Annotated in this window: 17 protein-coding genes and 1 other annotated feature; of the genes, 14 read left to right on the top strand and 3 right to left on the bottom strand. The window is 44.1% G+C overall.

Features of this window, described 5'->3' with window-relative positions; translation table 11 throughout:
- The first annotated feature begins 3 nt into the window (after positions 1–3).
- The 4 genes from dnaI to thrS all read left to right on the top strand — a co-directional run bounded on the left by dnaI (position 4) and on the right by thrS (position 4,867).
- Complete coding sequence (dnaI, locus tag NSS75_RS15600; RefSeq protein ID WP_024122442.1) at positions 4–936, top strand: primosomal protein DnaI; 933 nt, start codon at positions 4–6, stop codon at positions 934–936.
- 36 nt (positions 937–972) lie between these two features.
- Positions 973–1,614 carry a TVP38/TMEM64 family protein gene (locus NSS75_RS15595; protein ID WP_103671707.1) on the top strand — a complete coding sequence of 214 codons (642 nt, stop codon included), beginning with the start codon at positions 973–975 and terminating at the stop codon, positions 1,612–1,614.
- 78 nt (positions 1,615–1,692) lie between these two features.
- Positions 1,693–2,538 carry a putative sporulation protein YtxC gene (gene ytxC, locus NSS75_RS15590; RefSeq protein WP_103671708.1) on the top strand — a complete coding sequence of 282 codons (846 nt, stop codon included), beginning with the start codon at positions 1,693–1,695 and terminating at the stop codon, positions 2,536–2,538.
- A gap of 397 nt (positions 2,539–2,935) precedes the next feature.
- Positions 2,936–4,867, top strand: coding sequence for a threonine--tRNA ligase (gene thrS / locus NSS75_RS15585; protein WP_010335257.1), 1,932 nt, complete (start codon positions 2,936–2,938; stop codon positions 4,865–4,867).
- A gap of 39 nt (positions 4,868–4,906) precedes the next feature.
- On the opposite strand, the gene NSS75_RS15580 is transcribed toward thrS, so the two are convergent.
- Positions 4,907–5,692 (bottom strand): HAD family hydrolase, encoded by a 786-nt coding sequence (locus tag NSS75_RS15580; RefSeq protein WP_339233746.1) that lies wholly within the window; start codon positions 5,690–5,692, stop codon positions 4,907–4,909.
- 173 nt (positions 5,693–5,865) lie between these two features.
- Between NSS75_RS15580 and lytS the strand changes: the two genes are divergently transcribed.
- The 4 genes from lytS to lrgB all read left to right on the top strand — a co-directional run bounded on the left by lytS (position 5,866) and on the right by lrgB (position 9,642).
- Positions 5,866–7,647 (top strand): two-component system sensor histidine kinase LytS, encoded by a 1,782-nt coding sequence (gene lytS / locus NSS75_RS15575; RefSeq protein ID WP_024122439.1) that lies wholly within the window; start codon positions 5,866–5,868, stop codon positions 7,645–7,647.
- A complete protein-coding gene (locus tag NSS75_RS15570; protein WP_024122438.1) occupies positions 7,625–8,350 on the top strand; it encodes a LytTR family DNA-binding domain-containing protein in 726 nt (241 codons plus the stop codon). The genes lytS and NSS75_RS15570 overlap by 23 nt, the downstream gene beginning before the upstream one ends.
- Positions 8,351–8,484: 134 nt before the next feature.
- A complete protein-coding gene (gene lrgA, locus NSS75_RS15565; protein ID WP_024122437.1) occupies positions 8,485–8,925 on the top strand; it encodes an antiholin-like murein hydrolase modulator LrgA in 441 nt (146 codons plus the stop codon).
- 21 nt (positions 8,926–8,946) lie between these two features.
- Positions 8,947–9,642 carry an antiholin-like protein LrgB gene (gene lrgB, locus NSS75_RS15560; RefSeq protein ID WP_339233740.1) on the top strand — a complete coding sequence of 232 codons (696 nt, stop codon included), beginning with the start codon at positions 8,947–8,949 and terminating at the stop codon, positions 9,640–9,642.
- Positions 9,643–9,672: 30 nt separating this feature from the next.
- Here lrgB and NSS75_RS15555 read toward each other — a convergent pair whose 3' ends face one another.
- Positions 9,673–10,329 (bottom strand): hypothetical protein, encoded by a 657-nt coding sequence (locus NSS75_RS15555; protein ID WP_101860145.1) that lies wholly within the window; start codon positions 10,327–10,329, stop codon positions 9,673–9,675.
- Between the two features lie 726 nt (positions 10,330–11,055).
- Positions 11,056–11,186 (top strand) — a sequence feature (ribosomal protein L20 leader region).
- Between the two features lie 57 nt (positions 11,187–11,243).
- Between NSS75_RS15555 and infC the strand changes: the two genes are divergently transcribed.
- From infC to NSS75_RS15535, 4 genes are read left to right on the top strand one after another with little or no spacing between them, the layout of a single operon-like run.
- The gene (infC, locus tag NSS75_RS15550) at positions 11,244–11,765 is read left to right on the top strand and encodes a translation initiation factor IF-3 (RefSeq protein WP_071543361.1); all 522 of its coding nucleotides are present in this window, start codon (positions 11,244–11,246) and stop codon (positions 11,763–11,765) included.
- Between the two features lie 12 nt (positions 11,766–11,777).
- Positions 11,778–11,978, top strand: coding sequence for a 50S ribosomal protein L35 (gene rpmI, locus NSS75_RS15545; protein WP_003222418.1), 201 nt, complete (start codon positions 11,778–11,780; stop codon positions 11,976–11,978).
- A gap of 31 nt (positions 11,979–12,009) precedes the next feature.
- Positions 12,010–12,369 carry a 50S ribosomal protein L20 gene (rplT, locus tag NSS75_RS15540; RefSeq protein WP_003222420.1) on the top strand — a complete coding sequence of 120 codons (360 nt, stop codon included), beginning with the start codon at positions 12,010–12,012 and terminating at the stop codon, positions 12,367–12,369.
- 53 nt (positions 12,370–12,422) lie between these two features.
- Positions 12,423–12,692 (top strand): DUF1294 domain-containing protein, encoded by a 270-nt coding sequence (locus NSS75_RS15535; protein ID WP_024122433.1) that lies wholly within the window; start codon positions 12,423–12,425, stop codon positions 12,690–12,692.
- 16 nt (positions 12,693–12,708) lie between these two features.
- On the opposite strand, the gene ysdB is transcribed toward NSS75_RS15535, so the two are convergent.
- Positions 12,709–13,101, bottom strand: a complete 393-nt coding sequence (gene ysdB, locus NSS75_RS15530; RefSeq protein ID WP_024122432.1) for a sigma W pathway protein YsdB — start codon at positions 13,099–13,101, stop codon at positions 12,709–12,711.
- A gap of 187 nt (positions 13,102–13,288) precedes the next feature.
- Between ysdB and NSS75_RS15525 the strand changes: the two genes are divergently transcribed.
- Together NSS75_RS15525 and abnA are read left to right on the top strand one after the other, a co-directional pair.
- Entirely contained in the window at positions 13,289–14,374 is a 1,086-nt protein-coding gene (locus tag NSS75_RS15525; RefSeq protein WP_024122431.1) for a M42 family metallopeptidase, read from the top strand.
- Between the two features lie 197 nt (positions 14,375–14,571).
- On the top strand, positions 14,572–15,543 hold the full coding sequence (gene abnA, locus NSS75_RS15520) for an arabinan endo-1,5-alpha-L-arabinosidase AbnA (protein ID WP_101860147.1): 972 nt from the start codon (positions 14,572–14,574) through the stop codon (positions 15,541–15,543).
- The last annotated feature ends 87 nt before the right edge of the window (positions 15,544–15,630 follow it).

The raw sequence follows: 15,630 nt of genomic DNA, 5'->3' as shown, positions 1-15,630 counted from the left end.
TACATGGAACCAATCAGCCGTTCCCTGCAGGGCGTAACCGGCAGACCGGATTTCCAAAAGCGTCTTGAACAAATGAAGGAAAAAGTGATGAAGGATCAAGACGTTCAGGCATTTCTAAAGGAAAATGAAGACGTCATCGATCAAAAAATGATTGAAAGAAGCTTAAATAAGCTTTATGAATATATTGGACAGAGCAAGCACTGCTCTTATTGTTCAGAAGACGAAAACAGCAATAATCTGTTGGAGGGCTACCATCCGAAGCTTGTGATGACCGGCCGCTCTATTGATATCGAGTATTACGAATGTCCGGTCAAACGAAAGCTCGATCAGCAGAAAAAACAGAAGTCTCTCATGAAAAGCATGTATATTCAGCAGGATCTTCTCGGAGCGACGTTCCAGCAGGTTGATATTAATGATCCGAGCAGACTTGCAATGTTCCAGCATGTCACAGATTTTCTGAAAAGCTATAATGAGACGGGAAAAGGGAAAGGATTATATTTGTACGGCAAGTTCGGTGTAGGAAAAACCTTTATGCTCGCCGCTATTGCCAATGAGCTGGCGGAAAAAGAGTATTCCTCCATGATCGTCTATGTGCCCGAATTTGTCAGAGAGCTGAAAAATTCGCTTCAAGATCATTCGTTGGAAGAAAAGCTGAACATGGTAAAAACCACGCCTGTATTGATGCTCGACGACATCGGAGCAGAATCGATGACGAGCTGGGTCAGGGATGAAGTTATCGGGACAGTGCTTCAGCACAGAATGTCCCAGCAGCTGCCGACTTTCTTCTCTTCTAATTTCTCGCCTGATGAGCTGAAACATCATTTTACGTATTCTCAAAGGGGAGAAAAGGAAGAAGTGAAAGCGGCAAGATTAATGGAGCGGATTTTATATCTGGCTGCTCCTATCCGTCTTGACGGAGAAAACCGCCGCCATTAATAACCGCTGCGGTTCAAAGGGGAAGGAACTGAGGGTATGAAACTTAAAACGGCTGTTAAATGGCTGGCAGTGCTTGCGGGAGCAGGCTTGATTTTTTGGGCAAATAAAAGGTATTTAAATCTATCTCCGAAAGAAATCCGGATATGGGTTTTATCATTCGGCATCTTTGCGCCGCTTATCTTTATCGGGATATCGATCGTCAGGCCGCTTGTATTATTTCCGGTATCAGTTATTTCTATTGCGGGCGGACTGGCCTTTGGCCCGATTCTCGGCACGCTCTACACACTATTTGGGTCGATGTGCGCTTCGGCTGTCTCATTTTTTGCAGCGGGCCTGTTTGCTGCAAAAACGAACAGCCATCATGAAAGGCTGGAAAACATCCAGAAACAGATGGAGGAAAACGGTTTTTTCTATATCTTTCTTCTGCGGATTCTTCCGATTAATTTTGACTTCGTCAGCTATGCGGCAGGGCTTTCTAATGTCAAGCCGCTCCCATATTTTGCGGCGACGGCTGCGGGAATCATCCCTGGGACCGTTGCGCTGAACGTGCTGGGAGCAAGCTTTTTTACGGGCAATTTGCCCGCCTTCTTTCTCGTCCTCGGATTTTATATCATTTTTATGACGCTGCCATTTATCTTCAGAAAGAAAATGCAAAGCTTGTTTCAAGAATCAAATTAAGATTTGCCGGTGACCTTTACGTCTATTTTAAAAACATCCCCCATATACTTGTAACAGATGCCGTAAGGGGGGACAAACATGCTTGAAATAATCTTTGAAGATGACCATGATACCGCCGCTTTTTTACATCTCATTCAGCATTCGGACGATCGGAAAAACATCATTGTCCGTGAAGGCATACGAAAAATCGGGATTGAAAAAGCTGAGCCGGCTTTCTCTATTCAGGGTTTTATGGAGCCGATTCTGGTCAAGTTTTTTTTAGATTGCAAAGAAGACGAGCATATGCTGTCGTTGATTGAAGAGACGTATTGTTTCACGGACCAGGATGAGCAGCAGCAAATCCTTCAGCTCGCACACAGTATTATAGAAGGAGAAGCTGATGTTCTTCCGTTTGAACCGATGAAGCCGCCGCGTAAGCAGTGTATTTTAGATGAGCTCCAAACGATTTGTTTAGAGAACGGGGTATTTTCAATTCGTTCCTTTCAAACCTTTCGCCTCGGAAAGTACTACGAACAGCTTAGAGAAACTGTGGAAGCGGCAATAGACGAATATAGGATGGAGCAGGAGTACCAAAACTTTATTCAGACACTCAGAGATTATGTAATGGCTAAACCGCCGCGAATTAAAAAGGTGCACATTGTCCATGATGGTTCATTTACACTGTGGGAGATGCGCTATGTGCCGGAACGGGAAAAAATGAAATACATAGACAGGCGATTTGTCCGGGATCATCCCATGTACATTGACTCCCATTTGCTTGCGCCGCTGATCTCCATCGCGCCTGATGAGGTGATTCTCTATACAGACCAGCCCGAGCATATGATGGTAAGGACGATTCAAAACGTATTTCAAGAGCGTGTGCAAATGCTTCCGCTTCACGCGTTTTCAAACGCTGAAACACCGGTCAAGCACTCAGAGGGATAAGTGCCGGCAGCCTGTAAACTTAAGGCTGCCGCTTGAAAAAAAGGAAATACAATCGTGTTGATTTTTTGGAACGAACAATTTATAATACATAGGAGATTAAGATTGACACACGTACTGATAAGGACATGAAGGAATGATACCGGCTTAAAGAGAGGGAAGTCACGGCTGCAAGCTTCCCAGCTAAGGACCATTCGCTTTACCGCCTTTGAACCTCAGCTGTGAACCCCCTTTATAAGGAACAGTAATAGCTGACGGGAACTCCCGTTACAGAGTTTAGAGCCGCAGATGCCGGTGTATTGGCTTGCGGAAAAAAGGGTGGAACCACGATTCCGTTTATTCAACCTCGTCCCTTTCATAGGGGGCGGGGTTTTTATATGCAAAAAAAGGAGTGACAATGATGTCAGATATGGTAAAAATCACATTTCCTGATGGAGCAGTCAAGGAGTTTGCGAAAGGAACAACAACAGAAGATATCGCGGCATCCATCAGTCCGGGATTAAAAAAGAAATCATTAGCCGGAAAACTGAACGGAAAAGAAATCGATTTGAAAACGCCGATCAACGAAGACGGCACTGTGGAAATCATTACTGAAGGATCAGAAGAGGGTCTTGAGATTATGCGCCACAGTACGGCTCACTTGCTGGCACAAGCGATTAAACGCATTTACAAAGACGTGAAATTCGGTGTCGGTCCGGTTATCGAAAACGGTTTTTACTATGATGTAGAAATGGAAGAAGCGATTACGCCGGAGGATCTGCCGAAAATCGAGAAAGAAATGAAAAAAATCGTCAATGCGAACCTTCCGATCGTTCGAAAAGAAGTCAGCCGTGAAGAAGCGAAAGCCCGCTTTGCGGAAATCGGCGATGACCTGAAGCTTGAACTACTGGATGCGATTCCTGAGGGAGAAACCGTATCGATTTACGAGCAGGGCGAATTTTTTGACCTGTGCCGCGGCGTACACGTTCCATCAACAGGAAAAATTAAAGAGTTTAAGCTGTTAAGCCTTGCAGGTGCATATTGGCGCGGTGACAGCAATAATCAAATGCTTCAGCGTGTATACGGAACAGCTTTCTTCAAAAAAGCTGATCTTGACGAGCATCTTCGCATGCTTGAAGAAGCAAAAGAGCGTGACCACAGAAAACTTGGCAAAGAATTAAAGCTGTTTGCGAATTCTCAAAAAGTCGGACAAGGTCTGCCGCTTTGGCTGCCAAAAGGCGCGACAATCCGCCGCACGATCGAGCGCTACATTGTCGATAAAGAAATCAGCCTCGGCTATGAACACGTCTATACACCAGTGCTTGGAAGCAAAGAGCTGTATGAAACATCAGGACACTGGGATCATTATCAAGAAGGCATGTTCCCTCCGATGGAAATGGATAATGAAACACTTGTGCTCCGTCCGATGAACTGCCCGCACCATATGATGATTTATAAAAACGATATTCACAGCTACCGTGAGCTTCCGATTCGTATCGCTGAACTCGGCACAATGCACCGCTACGAAATGTCAGGTGCGCTGTCAGGTCTTCAGCGGGTGCGCGGCATGACACTGAATGATGCCCACATCTTTGTCCGCCCGGATCAGATTAAGGATGAGTTTATCCGGACAGTTCGTTTGATTCAGGACGTATATGAAGATTTCGGCTTGCACGATTACACATTCCGTCTGTCTTATCGTGATCCGGAAGACACAGAGAAATACTTTGATGACGATGAAATGTGGAACAAAGCGCAATCTATGCTGAAAGCGGCAATGGACGAGATTGGCCATGACTATTACGAAGCAGAAGGCGAAGCTGCATTCTACGGCCCTAAACTTGATGTTCAGGTGAAAACAGCGATCGGCAAGGAAGAAACATTGTCTACTGTTCAGCTGGACTTCTTGCTGCCTGAACGCTTTGATCTGACATATATCGGTGAAGACGGCAAGCAGCATCGTCCGGTTGTTATTCACAGAGGTGTGGTATCAACAATGGAACGCTTTGTTGCATTCCTAATCGAAGAGCATAAAGGCGCACTTCCAACATGGCTTGCACCGGTTCAGTTCCAAGTCATCCCGGTTTCTCCGGCTGTGCATTTGGATTATGCGAAGCAAGTACAAGAACGCCTGCAGCGTGAAGGCCTGCGTGTAGAAGTCGACAGCCGTGATGAAAAAATCGGCTACAAAATCCGCGAAGCGCAAATGCAAAAAATTCCGTACATGCTTGTGGTCGGTGACCAAGAAGCAGAAAACGGTGCGGTAAACGTCCGTAAATACGGAGAGCAGAAGTCTGAAACCATTTCACTTGATGATTTTGTGAAAAAGGCTGTAGCTGAAGCGAAGAAATAATACAAAAAAGCATGATCTCATGTAAGAGATCATGCTTTTTTATTTATGTTCTAAAATAGGAAACAAATCATGAAGGCTGCTGATGATGTGATCAGGCGTCACTTCTGTTTCATTTTTCTTATCCGTCCGGTTGATCCATACGGTTTTGATACCGGCTCTGGAAGCGCCTAAAATGTCTGTATTCAGGTTATCGCCGATCATGATGGCATCCTCTTTCTGGATCTTCATCAGCTGCAGGCAATGCTCGAAAATAGAAGCATCAGGTTTCCCTTTGCCAAAAGCGCCTGAGATGACAATTTCATTGAAATAAGGGGCGAGCTCAGGCACGCCGGCGAGCTTCTCCTTTTGCAGACTCGGATCGCCGTTAGTCAAAAGCAACAACTCGTACTTTCCTTTTAATTGATCAAGCACATCAAATGTTTCATCGTAAACAAACGGGCGTTTTCGGCGTTCCGCTGCAAAAAACTCTCCCAAATATTCACCATATGCCGGATCGTCGACACCAAGCGCTTTCAGGCCGTTTGTCCATGCATTTTGTCTGTACTCCGGCACAATCTTATTCAGCTTCTGAAATCCTTCACTGATCGGCTCGGAGAAATTTGACCACAGCCCTTCAAACGGGTTAATGCCGATCATCACCGTATAAGGGTATGTCTCGTAAGACATGTACAATTCTCTCGCCGCTTCCCGAACAGCTGCTTCGAATTCCTCAGGGTCAAGACCATATTTTTTCTCGGCCTGTAAACATGTTTCTGCAAATGTTGTTCTGACGCTTTTCTCATCCCAAAGTAGTGTATCGTCTAAATCAAAAAATACGGCTTTCATGATCTTCTCCTCTGCTTCAGATTCAATTCTTTCTGCCAAAAGGCTCATGTTTATTCTACAATAGATAAAAGTCTTGTGAAATATGTTTTCAGACGATTTTAAAAAAACAGTCAGCCATGAAACGGTTTGCCGAAAAAATGATAAAATGAAATGGGAAAGAACAGGTGACACAGATGATTCAATTAATGATCATGATGCTGGAAAGGGTAGGGATTATCGTTATATTGGGATTTATTCTGGCCCACACTAAACTTTTCAGACAGGCTCTTCAAAATCCGGAGGGCTACAAAGGAAAAGTCGTATTGATTTCTATTTTTTCTCTTTTCAGCATCATCAGCAATTATACCGGCATCGAAATTCAAAAACATATGATTGTGAATAATGATTGGGTGTTTACAATAGATCCGTCGGGCTCTATTGCCAATACCCGTATTTTGGGCGTTGAAATAGGCGGGCTTTTGGGCGGGCCGTTTGTAGGAGCGGGAATCGGTTTATTAGCAGGCCTTCACCGTTTTTCGCTCGGCGGCAGCACGGCTTTAAGCTGTGCGGTCTCATCCGTTTTAGCAGGGTTTCTTGCGGGATGGATCGGCAGGTATTTTACGAAGCGCTATCGAATGCCGACACCGCGTATCGCAGCCCTCGTCGGGATCGGTATGGAGACCTTGCAAATGGTCATTATTTTGCTGATGGCAAAGCCGTTCATTGATGCTTGGGAGCTTGTCAGCATGATCGGGATTCCGATGATCCTCATTAACGGAACAGGCAGCTTTATTTTCCTGTCGATTATTCAAGCCATTATTCGCAAGGAAGAACAGGCAAGGGCGCTTGAAACGCACAGGGTGCTGACCATTGCCGATCAGACGCTTCCTTTTTTCCGTCAAGGGTTAAATGAAAGCTCTTGTAAAAGTGTAGCAGCCATCATCCATAATATGACCGGAACGGATGCGGTATCTCTGACGGACAATGAGAAAATACTTGCGCATGTCGGCGCGGGAATGGACCATCATATCCCATCTAAAAGCCTGATCACAGGCCTGTCTAAAAAGGTAATTAAAACAGGGCGTATCATGAAGGCTACTTCACAGGAAGAGATTGAATGCACCCATTCGGAATGCCCTTTGCACGCGGCGATTGTACTGCCTTTGACATCAAACGGCAACACAATCGGAACGTTAAAAATGTATTTTAAAAGCCCGGCCGGCCTCAGTCAGGTAGAGGAGGAGCTTGCCGAGGGGCTGGCCATGCTGTTTTCGACACAGCTTGAGCTCGGTGAAGCCGAGCTGCAAAGCAAGCTTCTGAAGGATGCGGAAATCAAAGCGCTTCAAGCACAGGTTAACCCGCATTTTTTATTTAATGCCATTAATACGATTTCTGCTTTATGCCGGACAGATGTTGAAAAAACCCGTAAGCTTTTGCTGCAGCTTAGCGTGTACTTTCGTTCTAATCTCCAGGGAGCAAGACAGCTGCTGATCCCGCTTTCAAAGGAGCTGAACCATCTTCAAGCCTATCTGTCATTAGAACAGGCGCGTTTTCCCGGGAAATATAAGATTGAGCTTGATATTGACAGCAGGCTGGAACAAATTGAGATTCCTCCGTTTGTCTTGCAGGTGCTTGTTGAAAACGCATTACGGCACGCATTTCCAAAAAAACAAGACATGTGCAAGGTAACGGTTTGTGTCTTATCTGACGAGTCATCCGTCTATATGAAGGTCACGGACAATGGGCGCGGAATTCCGCCGGACGTCTTGCCGGAATTGGGGAATAAACCGCTGCCTTCTAAGGAAGGAACAGGGACTGCGCTTTATAATCTGAATCAGCGGCTGATCGGTTTATTCGGGCAGCAGGCTGCATTACATATCAAGAGTGAGGTACATAAAGGGACAGAGGTTTCCTTTCAAGTACCTATGCAACAAATGAAAGAGGGAGAAGAACATGCTCAGGGTGTTAATAGTTGATGATGAGATTCTGGCAAGAGATGAACTGGCTTATTTACTCAAAAGGACAAATGAGGAATTAGAAATCAATGAAGCGGAAAATATTGAATCAGCGTTTGACCAAATGATGGATCAAAAGCCTGATTTGCTGTTTTTAGACGTTGACTTATCCGGAGAGAATGGTTTTGATATCGCAAAACGATTGAAGAATATGAAGAACCCCCCGGCTATTGTGTTTGCGACGGCCTATGACCAGTATGCACTTAAAGCTTTTGAAGTGGACGCTCTTGATTACTTAACCAAACCTTTCGATGAAGAAAGGGTTCGGCAAACAATGAAAAAGTATAAAAAGGTAAAGCGGGAGATTGATGAACCAGAACAGATCAGCCATGCCAGCCAGCATAAATTAGCCTTATCTGTCGGTGAATCGATTGTGATTGTGGATACGAAGGATATAATCTTTGCGGGAACCGAAGACGGCCATGTCCATGTTAAAACCTTTGATGTATCTTATTCAGTCAATGATACGCTCGTTGTCATTGAAAAAAAGCTGCCGGAAACTGATTTTCTCCGCGTCCATCGAAGCTTTGTCGTTAATACTGAGTACATCAAAGAGATACAGCCATGGTTTAATTCCACCTATAATCTGATCATGAAAGACGGATCGAAAATACCGGTCAGCCGGACATATGCCAAGGAATTAAAAAAGCTGCTCCATATATGACGGGGCGGCTTTTTGTATTTCATCCTTTTTATGCTGCAACTCATCTTTAATATTCGGCAAGTTATCATGTAAGCGCTTAATAGAGAGGGATTCTTATTTATAATGAGGGTACAAAAGAGAAAGAGGTGAAGAAAATGAGTGCTAAAAAAGTGTACGGATTTTTAACACAAGCATTTATTTTTGCCGTCATTATGCTGGTTTCCAATATGATTGCCGTTTTTGTCCCAATCCCTATACCGGCGTCAGTTGTAGGTTTGGTCTTATTATTTCTCCTATTATGTTTGAAAGTGATTAAATTGGAACAAGTAGAAACGCTCGGAGCGTCTTTAACCTCATTGATCGGATTTTTATTTGTTCCATCAGGTATATCTGTTATGAATTCTCTTGGTGTAATGCAGCAATACGGCCTGCAAATCGTCCTTGTCATTCTTCTCGCAACGATTATTTTATTGGGGGCAACAGGATTGTTTTCTCAGCTTATTCTTACATTGAGCGGAAAACGCAAGACTGCCGATGACATAAAAGCAAAAACAGTACAGCCCCCGCAGAAGAAAAACGAACTTGTTCATCATTAAGAGAAACAGGAGGTTCATGATATGGAAAGCACAATGAGTCCTTATTTCGGAATTGTCGTATCACTGGCCGCTTTCGGCATTGGCACCTTTTTATTTAAAAAAACAAAAGGGTTCTTCCTTTTCACTCCATTGTTTGTTGCGATGGTGCTAGGGATTGCATTTTTGAAAATCGGCGGTTTCTCTTACGCTGACTATAATAACGGGGGAGAAATCATTAAGTTTTTCTTGGAACCCGCGACGATTGCCTTTGCCATTCCATTGTACAAACAAAGAGATAAACTGAAAAAATACTGGTGGCAAATTATGTCCTCCATTATCGCAGGCTCTATCTGCTCTGTCACGATTGTCTATTTGCTTGCAAAAGGGATTCACCTTGATGAGGCTGTTATGAAAAGTATGCTTCCGCAGGCGGCAACAACGGCGATTGCGCTTCCTTTATCAAAAGATATTGGCGGCATCAGCGATATCACAGCTTTTGCTGTTATCTTTAACGCCGTCATTGTGTATGCGCTCGGCGCTTTGTTCTTAAAAGTATTTAAAGTGAAGAATCCCATTTCGAAAGGGTTGGCTCTCGGAACGTCCGGACACGCACTCGGTGTAGCTGTCGGGATCGAGATGGGTGAAGTCGAAGCCGCGATGGCAAGTATCGCTGTTGTCGTTGTCGGGGTCGTAACGGTTCTGGTTATTCCTGTGTTCGTGCAGCTGATCGGAGGATAAGCCAAGGCTGAACCCTTGGCTTTTTCTATTTTATGGTGCGTCTTCCGGATCGATATATCCTTGTTTAATGCCCCATTCCACTTGATCGTCATGCCACTTTTTTCGTTCTTCATAACCATAGCCGTCGTCATCAGGAAGCTCTGAAGCCGGCGGTTGAATGGCATCATCTGTCTGGCTCGGGGAAGATGGCGCATTTTGGCTGTTAGATGAGGAAGCCTCATTCTGCTGACGCTGTGCCTGCGCTTGCCGTTCTTTTTTGGCGTCCGCTTCCTGCTGTTTTTGGAGTGCTGCCTGACGCTGCCTTTCAAGCTCAGCTTGCCTTTCTGCTTCCGCTAATCGCTGTCTCCCTGCTGCAGCCTGTGCCAATCGTTGCTGTTCCGCTTCTTCCTCCTGTTGTTTCTTTCGTTTCGCTCTCTGCTCTTTTTCACGTTTTTTCGCTGCAGCGATTTGCCTTTGTTTCTCTGCTTCTTCCTTCGCCTTCACCTTTTCTAATTCAGTTGCGAGCGGATTCACCATTTTCAATGAAACGGGTTTTAGGTTTTTCAGCTCTTTCTCCAGCTTGTTTTCATGAAACGCTGCGGCTGTGATAACAGTCTCTTCTTTTGGCTCTGAAGATATGCTGTTGCTATTGGAGCAGCCGGTTACTATCAATGTCAAAAATAGAGTAAGCTGAATCGGTTTGTTCATGTGTCGGACTCCCTTCTGGTTCTTATATCGGCTTTTTTAGTATGAGGTTCACTTTGTTTAGCGTTTTTTCCTATATGTGGTTTTTGATAAACTGCGAAATAAGGAGAAGGATGGGGTAGTATATTGATCTTCATATAACAGAATCTGGTGCAGAGCATCCGCAACTTCTGATTTTTATTTATGGCGGGGGTGTCAGCGGCTGGATGCGGGAAGATCAAATCAGCTATTTTCAACATTTGTGGCGCCGTTTTGATCTTTTCCAGACTCAGACAAAATGCTTTATCTTCATGCCAGCCGATTCGAAACATACTATAAAGTAAGCAGTCAAATGAGTGCAGGTGCGCTTTATCAAATACTAATATGACATGCACGATACCCGATTCGTTAAGACAAACCAGTGCCAGCCTGCTGGTGACGGTCGGGAAAAAGAAAGAAAAGTGATGAATGCATCGGCAGCTGAAATCGCAAAGATGAATGAAAGTTCGAGAACGCTATGTTTCCAGGGATCTTCCATGGAGCGTCGCTGGCTCAGCCGATGCTGTTTAACAAAATCCTGCATGATTGGCTGGAGGGTTCAGAACCTTGCATTCTGGATAAGAATAAAAGATTTTCTTTTTCTCTCTTGCACTCATAAATAACCCATGTTACAATGAGAAAGTTGTTCCGGATAAGTCATCCTTGACTAAACATCCGGCATTGTGTAGAATAGTTATTGAATTGAATATAAATCACAAGCAGAAGCACCCGCTTCTCACCTGATTGACACATTCATGTAGTTGGCAGGTTGACCGTACATTTTTATTGATACAGATGTTCGTAGTGTGGGTGTTTTATAATGCCCGCACTTTTTGTTTGCCTGCAGAATGCAGTCAAAAGAGTTGTGAATCAATTCGAAGAAACTATGGAGGTGGCTCATTATTAGCAAAGATCAATTGGTTAATGAGGGTATCCGTGCACGTGAGGTCCGCTTAATCGGACAAAATGGCGACCAGCTTGGAATCAAGTCCCGTCAGGAAGCACTTGAAATAGCCGGCCGCGCAAATCTTGACCTTGTGTTAGTTGCAGCAAATGCAAAACCGCCTGTCTGCCGCATCATGGACTACGGAAAGTTCAGATTCGAGCAGCAGAAAAAGGACAAAGAAGCACGCAAAAATCAAAAAATCATTAACTTAAAAGAAGTTAGATTAAGCCCGACAATCGATGAGCACGACTTTAACACGAAGTTGCGCAATGCGATTAAATTCCTTGAAAAAGGCGATAAAGTGAAAGCTTCTATCCGCTTTAAAGGACGCGCAATCACTCATAAAGAAATCGGCCAGCGTGTACTAGACCGTTTTTCTGAAGCATGTGCTGAGGTTGCGACAGTCGAAACAAAACCAAAAATGGACGGCCGCAGCATGTTCTTAATGCTCGCGCCGAAAAACGAAAAGCAATAAGGAGGAAATCCCATGCCAAAAATGAAAACTCACCGCGGATCTGCTAAACGTTTTAAAAAGACAGGTTCTGGGAAGTTAAAACGTTCTCATGCATACACAAGTCACTTATTCGCCAACAAATCTCAAAAGCAAAAGCGTAAGCTTCGCAAGAGTGCTGTTGTAAGTGCAGGAGACTTCAAACGTATCAAACAAATGCTTGCTAACATCAAGTAATCGGACAAGGAACAATTAGGAGGGAAATTTAATGCCAAGAGTAAAAGGCGGAACTGTTACACGTAAGCGTCGTAAAAAGGTTCTTAAATTAGCAAAAGGTTATTTCGGTTCAAAACATACATTATACAAAGTAGCTAACCAGCAGGTCATGAAATCTGGAAACTATGCTTTCCGTGACCGTCGTCAGAAAAAACGTGATTTCCGTAAGCTTTGGATCACTCGTATCAACGCAGCTGCTCGCATGAACGGTCTTTCTTACAGCCGTTTAATGCACGGTCTTAAGCTTTCTGGTATCGAAGTAAACCGTAAAATGCTTGCTGATCTTGCTGTAAACGATCTTACTGCATTCAATCAGCTTGCTGATGCTGCTAAAGCTCAATTAAACAAATAATGATATAGAGCCGCTCTTAGAGAGCGGCTTTTTTATATAAAGGATGAGGCAACATGATAATTGCTGTATATCTAGTTCTGATCAATCTGTGCGGTTTTTGGGTGATGGGCGCAGATAAACGAAGAGCGCAGCGCCACAAATGGAGAATTTCTGAAAACCGGCTGTGGCTGATCGCCATCGTGTTTGGAGCGCTTGGTGTCTGGCTCGGCATGCAGACCTTCAGACATAAAACGAAGCACGCATCATTTCAATACGGTGTGCCGTTTCTTTTGGTGATTGAAGCGGTGTTGATCGGCATCTATTACAGTCCGTTTGATTTATAAAAAAGCAGAAAAGCGTTTACCGCTCTTCTGCTTTTTTTGCAAGTTTAATGGGCAGATCCCAGTCAATTTTACAATCCGGATATCGTTCCAGTACTTTTTCTTCAATATTCTCAAAATCTTTTGCGGAAAAGTTTTTTAGCTTCTCAGGAGACTCCGTCCATACAAAGATGGTGTGGATGAACAATGGATGATCCTTGGAAGGAATATGCTTTTCTCCTTCAAAAAGCACGCCTTTATACGTCAATTGAAAGTTCTTTCGGGTATTGTTCTGTTCATCGATAATATAAAAAAGTTCTTTTGATTGGGCCAGCTTCAGTCTTCTCTTTGGATTTGCGACATATTTGACCAAGGCATAAATACAGTAAGCAAATAGAGCAAGCAATAAAATCCGGAGAACCATGATAAACATTGTGTGAAGGCACCTCCCTCATTGTGATGATCTGATGTAATACGTAGAGCATAGAAAAAGGTTTCACTTTTTCTAAAAGAAGTTTGTTAAAAAAGATATACCCGCTTTTTAAGTGAAATAGTCGTATGGTTGCCGTCAGGTTTTGTATAATAATAATGCAGGACAGATGAAGGAGGTTTTTGGAATCATGGCAAAATTGGATGAAACGTTAACCATGCTGAAGGAATTAACTGATGCAAAAGGCATTCCGGGAAATGAAAGAGAAGTCAGGCAAGTGATGAAATCATACATAGAACCATTTGCTGATGAAGTGACAACTGACCGGCTTGGCAGTTTAATTGCAAAAAAAACAGGTGCGGAAAACGGTCCGAAAATTATGATTGCCGGGCATTTGGACGAAGTCGGCTTTATGGTGACACAAATCACCGATAAAGGCTTTATCCGTTTTCAAACTGTCGGCGGCTGGTGGTCTCAAGTCATGCTGGCTCAGCGTGTCACCATCGTGACGAAAAAGGGAGAGGTCACAGGTGTTATCGGATCTAAGCCACCGCACATTTTATCTGCTGAAGCGAGAAAAAAACCGGTCGATATCAAAGAGATGTTCGTTGATATTGGGGCTTCAAGCCGTGAGGAAGCATTGGAATGGGGCGTACTCCCAGGTGATATGATCGTTCCGCATTTTGAATTCACGGTCATGAACAATGAAAAATTTCTTTTAGCAAAGGCGTGGGACAACCGTATAGGCTGTGCGATCGCCATTGATGTTTTGAGGAATTTAAAAGACACAGATCATCCAAACGTTGTGTATGGCGTTGGAACTGTACAGGAAGAAGTTGGCCTAAGAGGAGCGAAGACCTCTGCGCACACGATACAGCCTGATATTGCTTTCGGTGTTGATGTAGGAATAGCCGGAGATACGCCAGGGATTTCTGAGAAGGAAGCGCAAAGCAAAATGGGAGAAGGGCCGCAGATTATTCTGTACGATGCATCTATGGTCTCCCACAAAGGACTTCGTGACTTAGTTGTCAATACAGCAGAAGAAGCAGGCATTCCATATCAATTTGATGCGATCGCCGGCGGAGGAACTGATTCCGGGTCCATTCATTTGACGGCAAACGGTGTTCCGGCGCTGTCCATTACCATTGCAACACGATACATTCATACGCACGCTGCCATGCTGCATCGTGACGATTATGAAAATGCGGTAAAATTAATCACCGAAGTCATTAAGAAGTTAGACCGGCAAACGGTTGACGATATTACGTACCAATAAAGATACGGAAGAATCCGCCTTGTGAGGCGGATTCTATTTTTTTGTCTGTACAAATTTTGGCGGAGTGACTACAATAAAGGAGATACCGAAAAATTCCTGAATCTGATCACGTACGAGATGCAGCTCATTTGTAAGGAAAGGAGGATTCAATTTCACAATTTGTAAGCGCTTTCTAAAATAAGGGAGGTTTGAAAAAATTGAAAAAGAAAAAAGCATGGAAACGGTTCTTTCACTTTTCGAGTGCTGCTCTGACGGCGGGTTTGTTATTGACTTCCGCTTCTCCGGCATCCGCTGCATTTTGGGGAGCATCTAATGAATTGCTTCATGATCCAACGATGATCAAAGAGGGAAGCTCGTGGTACGCGTTTGGAACAGGCCTTACGGAAGAAAGGGGGCTGCGGGTTCTCAAATCGTCGGATGCTAAAAATTGGACCGTGCAAAAATCGATTTTCAGCACACCTTTATCATGGTGGTCCACTTATGTGCCGAATTACGGCCAAAACCAGTGGGCACCGGACATTCAATATTATAACGGAAAGTACTGGCTGTATTATTCAGTTTCTTCTTTCGGAAAAAATGTCTCTGCCATAGGCCTTGCTTCTTCAACAAGCATCAGCTCGGGAAGCTGGAAAGACGAAGGCCTGGTGATCCGGTCGACGAGCTCCGATAATTATAACGCCATCGACCCGGAACTCACCTTTGACAAGGATGGCAATCCGTGGCTTGCGTTCGGCTCATTTTGGAGCGGAATCAAGCTGACCAAGCTGGATAAGAACACGATGAAGCCTACCGGATCGCTTTATTCCATTGCGTCGAGACCGAGTAATAGCGGAGCGCTGGAGGCTCCTACCCTCACGTATCAAAATGGTTACTACTATTTAATGGTTTCATTTGATAAATGCTGTGACGGGGTAAATAGTACGTACAAAATTGCTTATGGGAGATCTAAAAGCATAACAGGGCCTTATCTTGATAAAAGCGGAAAAAGCATGCTGGAAGGAGGGGGCACCATCTTAGATTCCGGCAATGATCAATGGAAAGGGCCTGGAGGTCAGGATATTGTAAATGGAAACATACTTGTGCGCCATGCCTATGACGCGAAAGATAACGGCATTCCCAAGCTACTAATCAATGATTTGAATTGGAGTTCGGGCTGGCCGTCCTATTAAACTGATAAGCCGGGTGAATACCTGGCTTTTTTTAAAAAGAAAAGATTGACAGTATCCTACTGAATTACTATAATGAAGTTGTTCGTA

The organism is Bacillus sp. FSL K6-1012 (assembly GCF_037964915.1).
In the GTDB taxonomy this organism is placed as follows: domain Bacteria; phylum Bacillota; class Bacilli; order Bacillales; family Bacillaceae; genus Bacillus; species Bacillus halotolerans.
The sequence above is the reverse complement of the archived record's forward strand: the minus strand, read 5'-3'. Positions and strand labels throughout refer to the sequence as shown.

Coding starts and splice junctions, on each gene's coding strand:
- dnaI (WP_024122442.1), top strand. CDS start 4: ATGGAACCAATCAGCCGTTCCCTGCAGGGCGTAACCGGCAGACCGGAT.
- NSS75_RS15595 (WP_103671707.1), top strand. CDS start 973: ATGAAACTTAAAACGGCTGTTAAATGGCTGGCAGTGCTTGCGGGAGCA.
- ytxC (WP_103671708.1), top strand. CDS start 1,693: ATGCTTGAAATAATCTTTGAAGATGACCATGATACCGCCGCTTTTTTA.
- thrS (WP_010335257.1), top strand. CDS start 2,936: ATGTCAGATATGGTAAAAATCACATTTCCTGATGGAGCAGTCAAGGAG.
- NSS75_RS15580 (WP_339233746.1), bottom strand. CDS start 5,692: ATGAAAGCCGTATTTTTTGATTTAGACGATACACTACTTTGGGATGAG.
- lytS (WP_024122439.1), top strand. CDS start 5,866: ATGATTCAATTAATGATCATGATGCTGGAAAGGGTAGGGATTATCGTT.
- NSS75_RS15570 (WP_024122438.1), top strand. CDS start 7,625: ATGCTCAGGGTGTTAATAGTTGATGATGAGATTCTGGCAAGAGATGAA.
- lrgA (WP_024122437.1), top strand. CDS start 8,485: ATGAGTGCTAAAAAAGTGTACGGATTTTTAACACAAGCATTTATTTTT.
- lrgB (WP_339233740.1), top strand. CDS start 8,947: ATGGAAAGCACAATGAGTCCTTATTTCGGAATTGTCGTATCACTGGCC.
- NSS75_RS15555 (WP_101860145.1), bottom strand. CDS start 10,329: ATGAACAAACCGATTCAGCTTACTCTATTTTTGACATTGATAGTAACC.
- rpmI (WP_003222418.1), top strand. CDS start 11,778: ATGCCAAAAATGAAAACTCACCGCGGATCTGCTAAACGTTTTAAAAAG.
- rplT (WP_003222420.1), top strand. CDS start 12,010: ATGCCAAGAGTAAAAGGCGGAACTGTTACACGTAAGCGTCGTAAAAAG.
- NSS75_RS15535 (WP_024122433.1), top strand. CDS start 12,423: ATGATAATTGCTGTATATCTAGTTCTGATCAATCTGTGCGGTTTTTGG.
- ysdB (WP_024122432.1), bottom strand. CDS start 13,101: ATGTTTATCATGGTTCTCCGGATTTTATTGCTTGCTCTATTTGCTTAC.
- NSS75_RS15525 (WP_024122431.1), top strand. CDS start 13,289: ATGGCAAAATTGGATGAAACGTTAACCATGCTGAAGGAATTAACTGAT.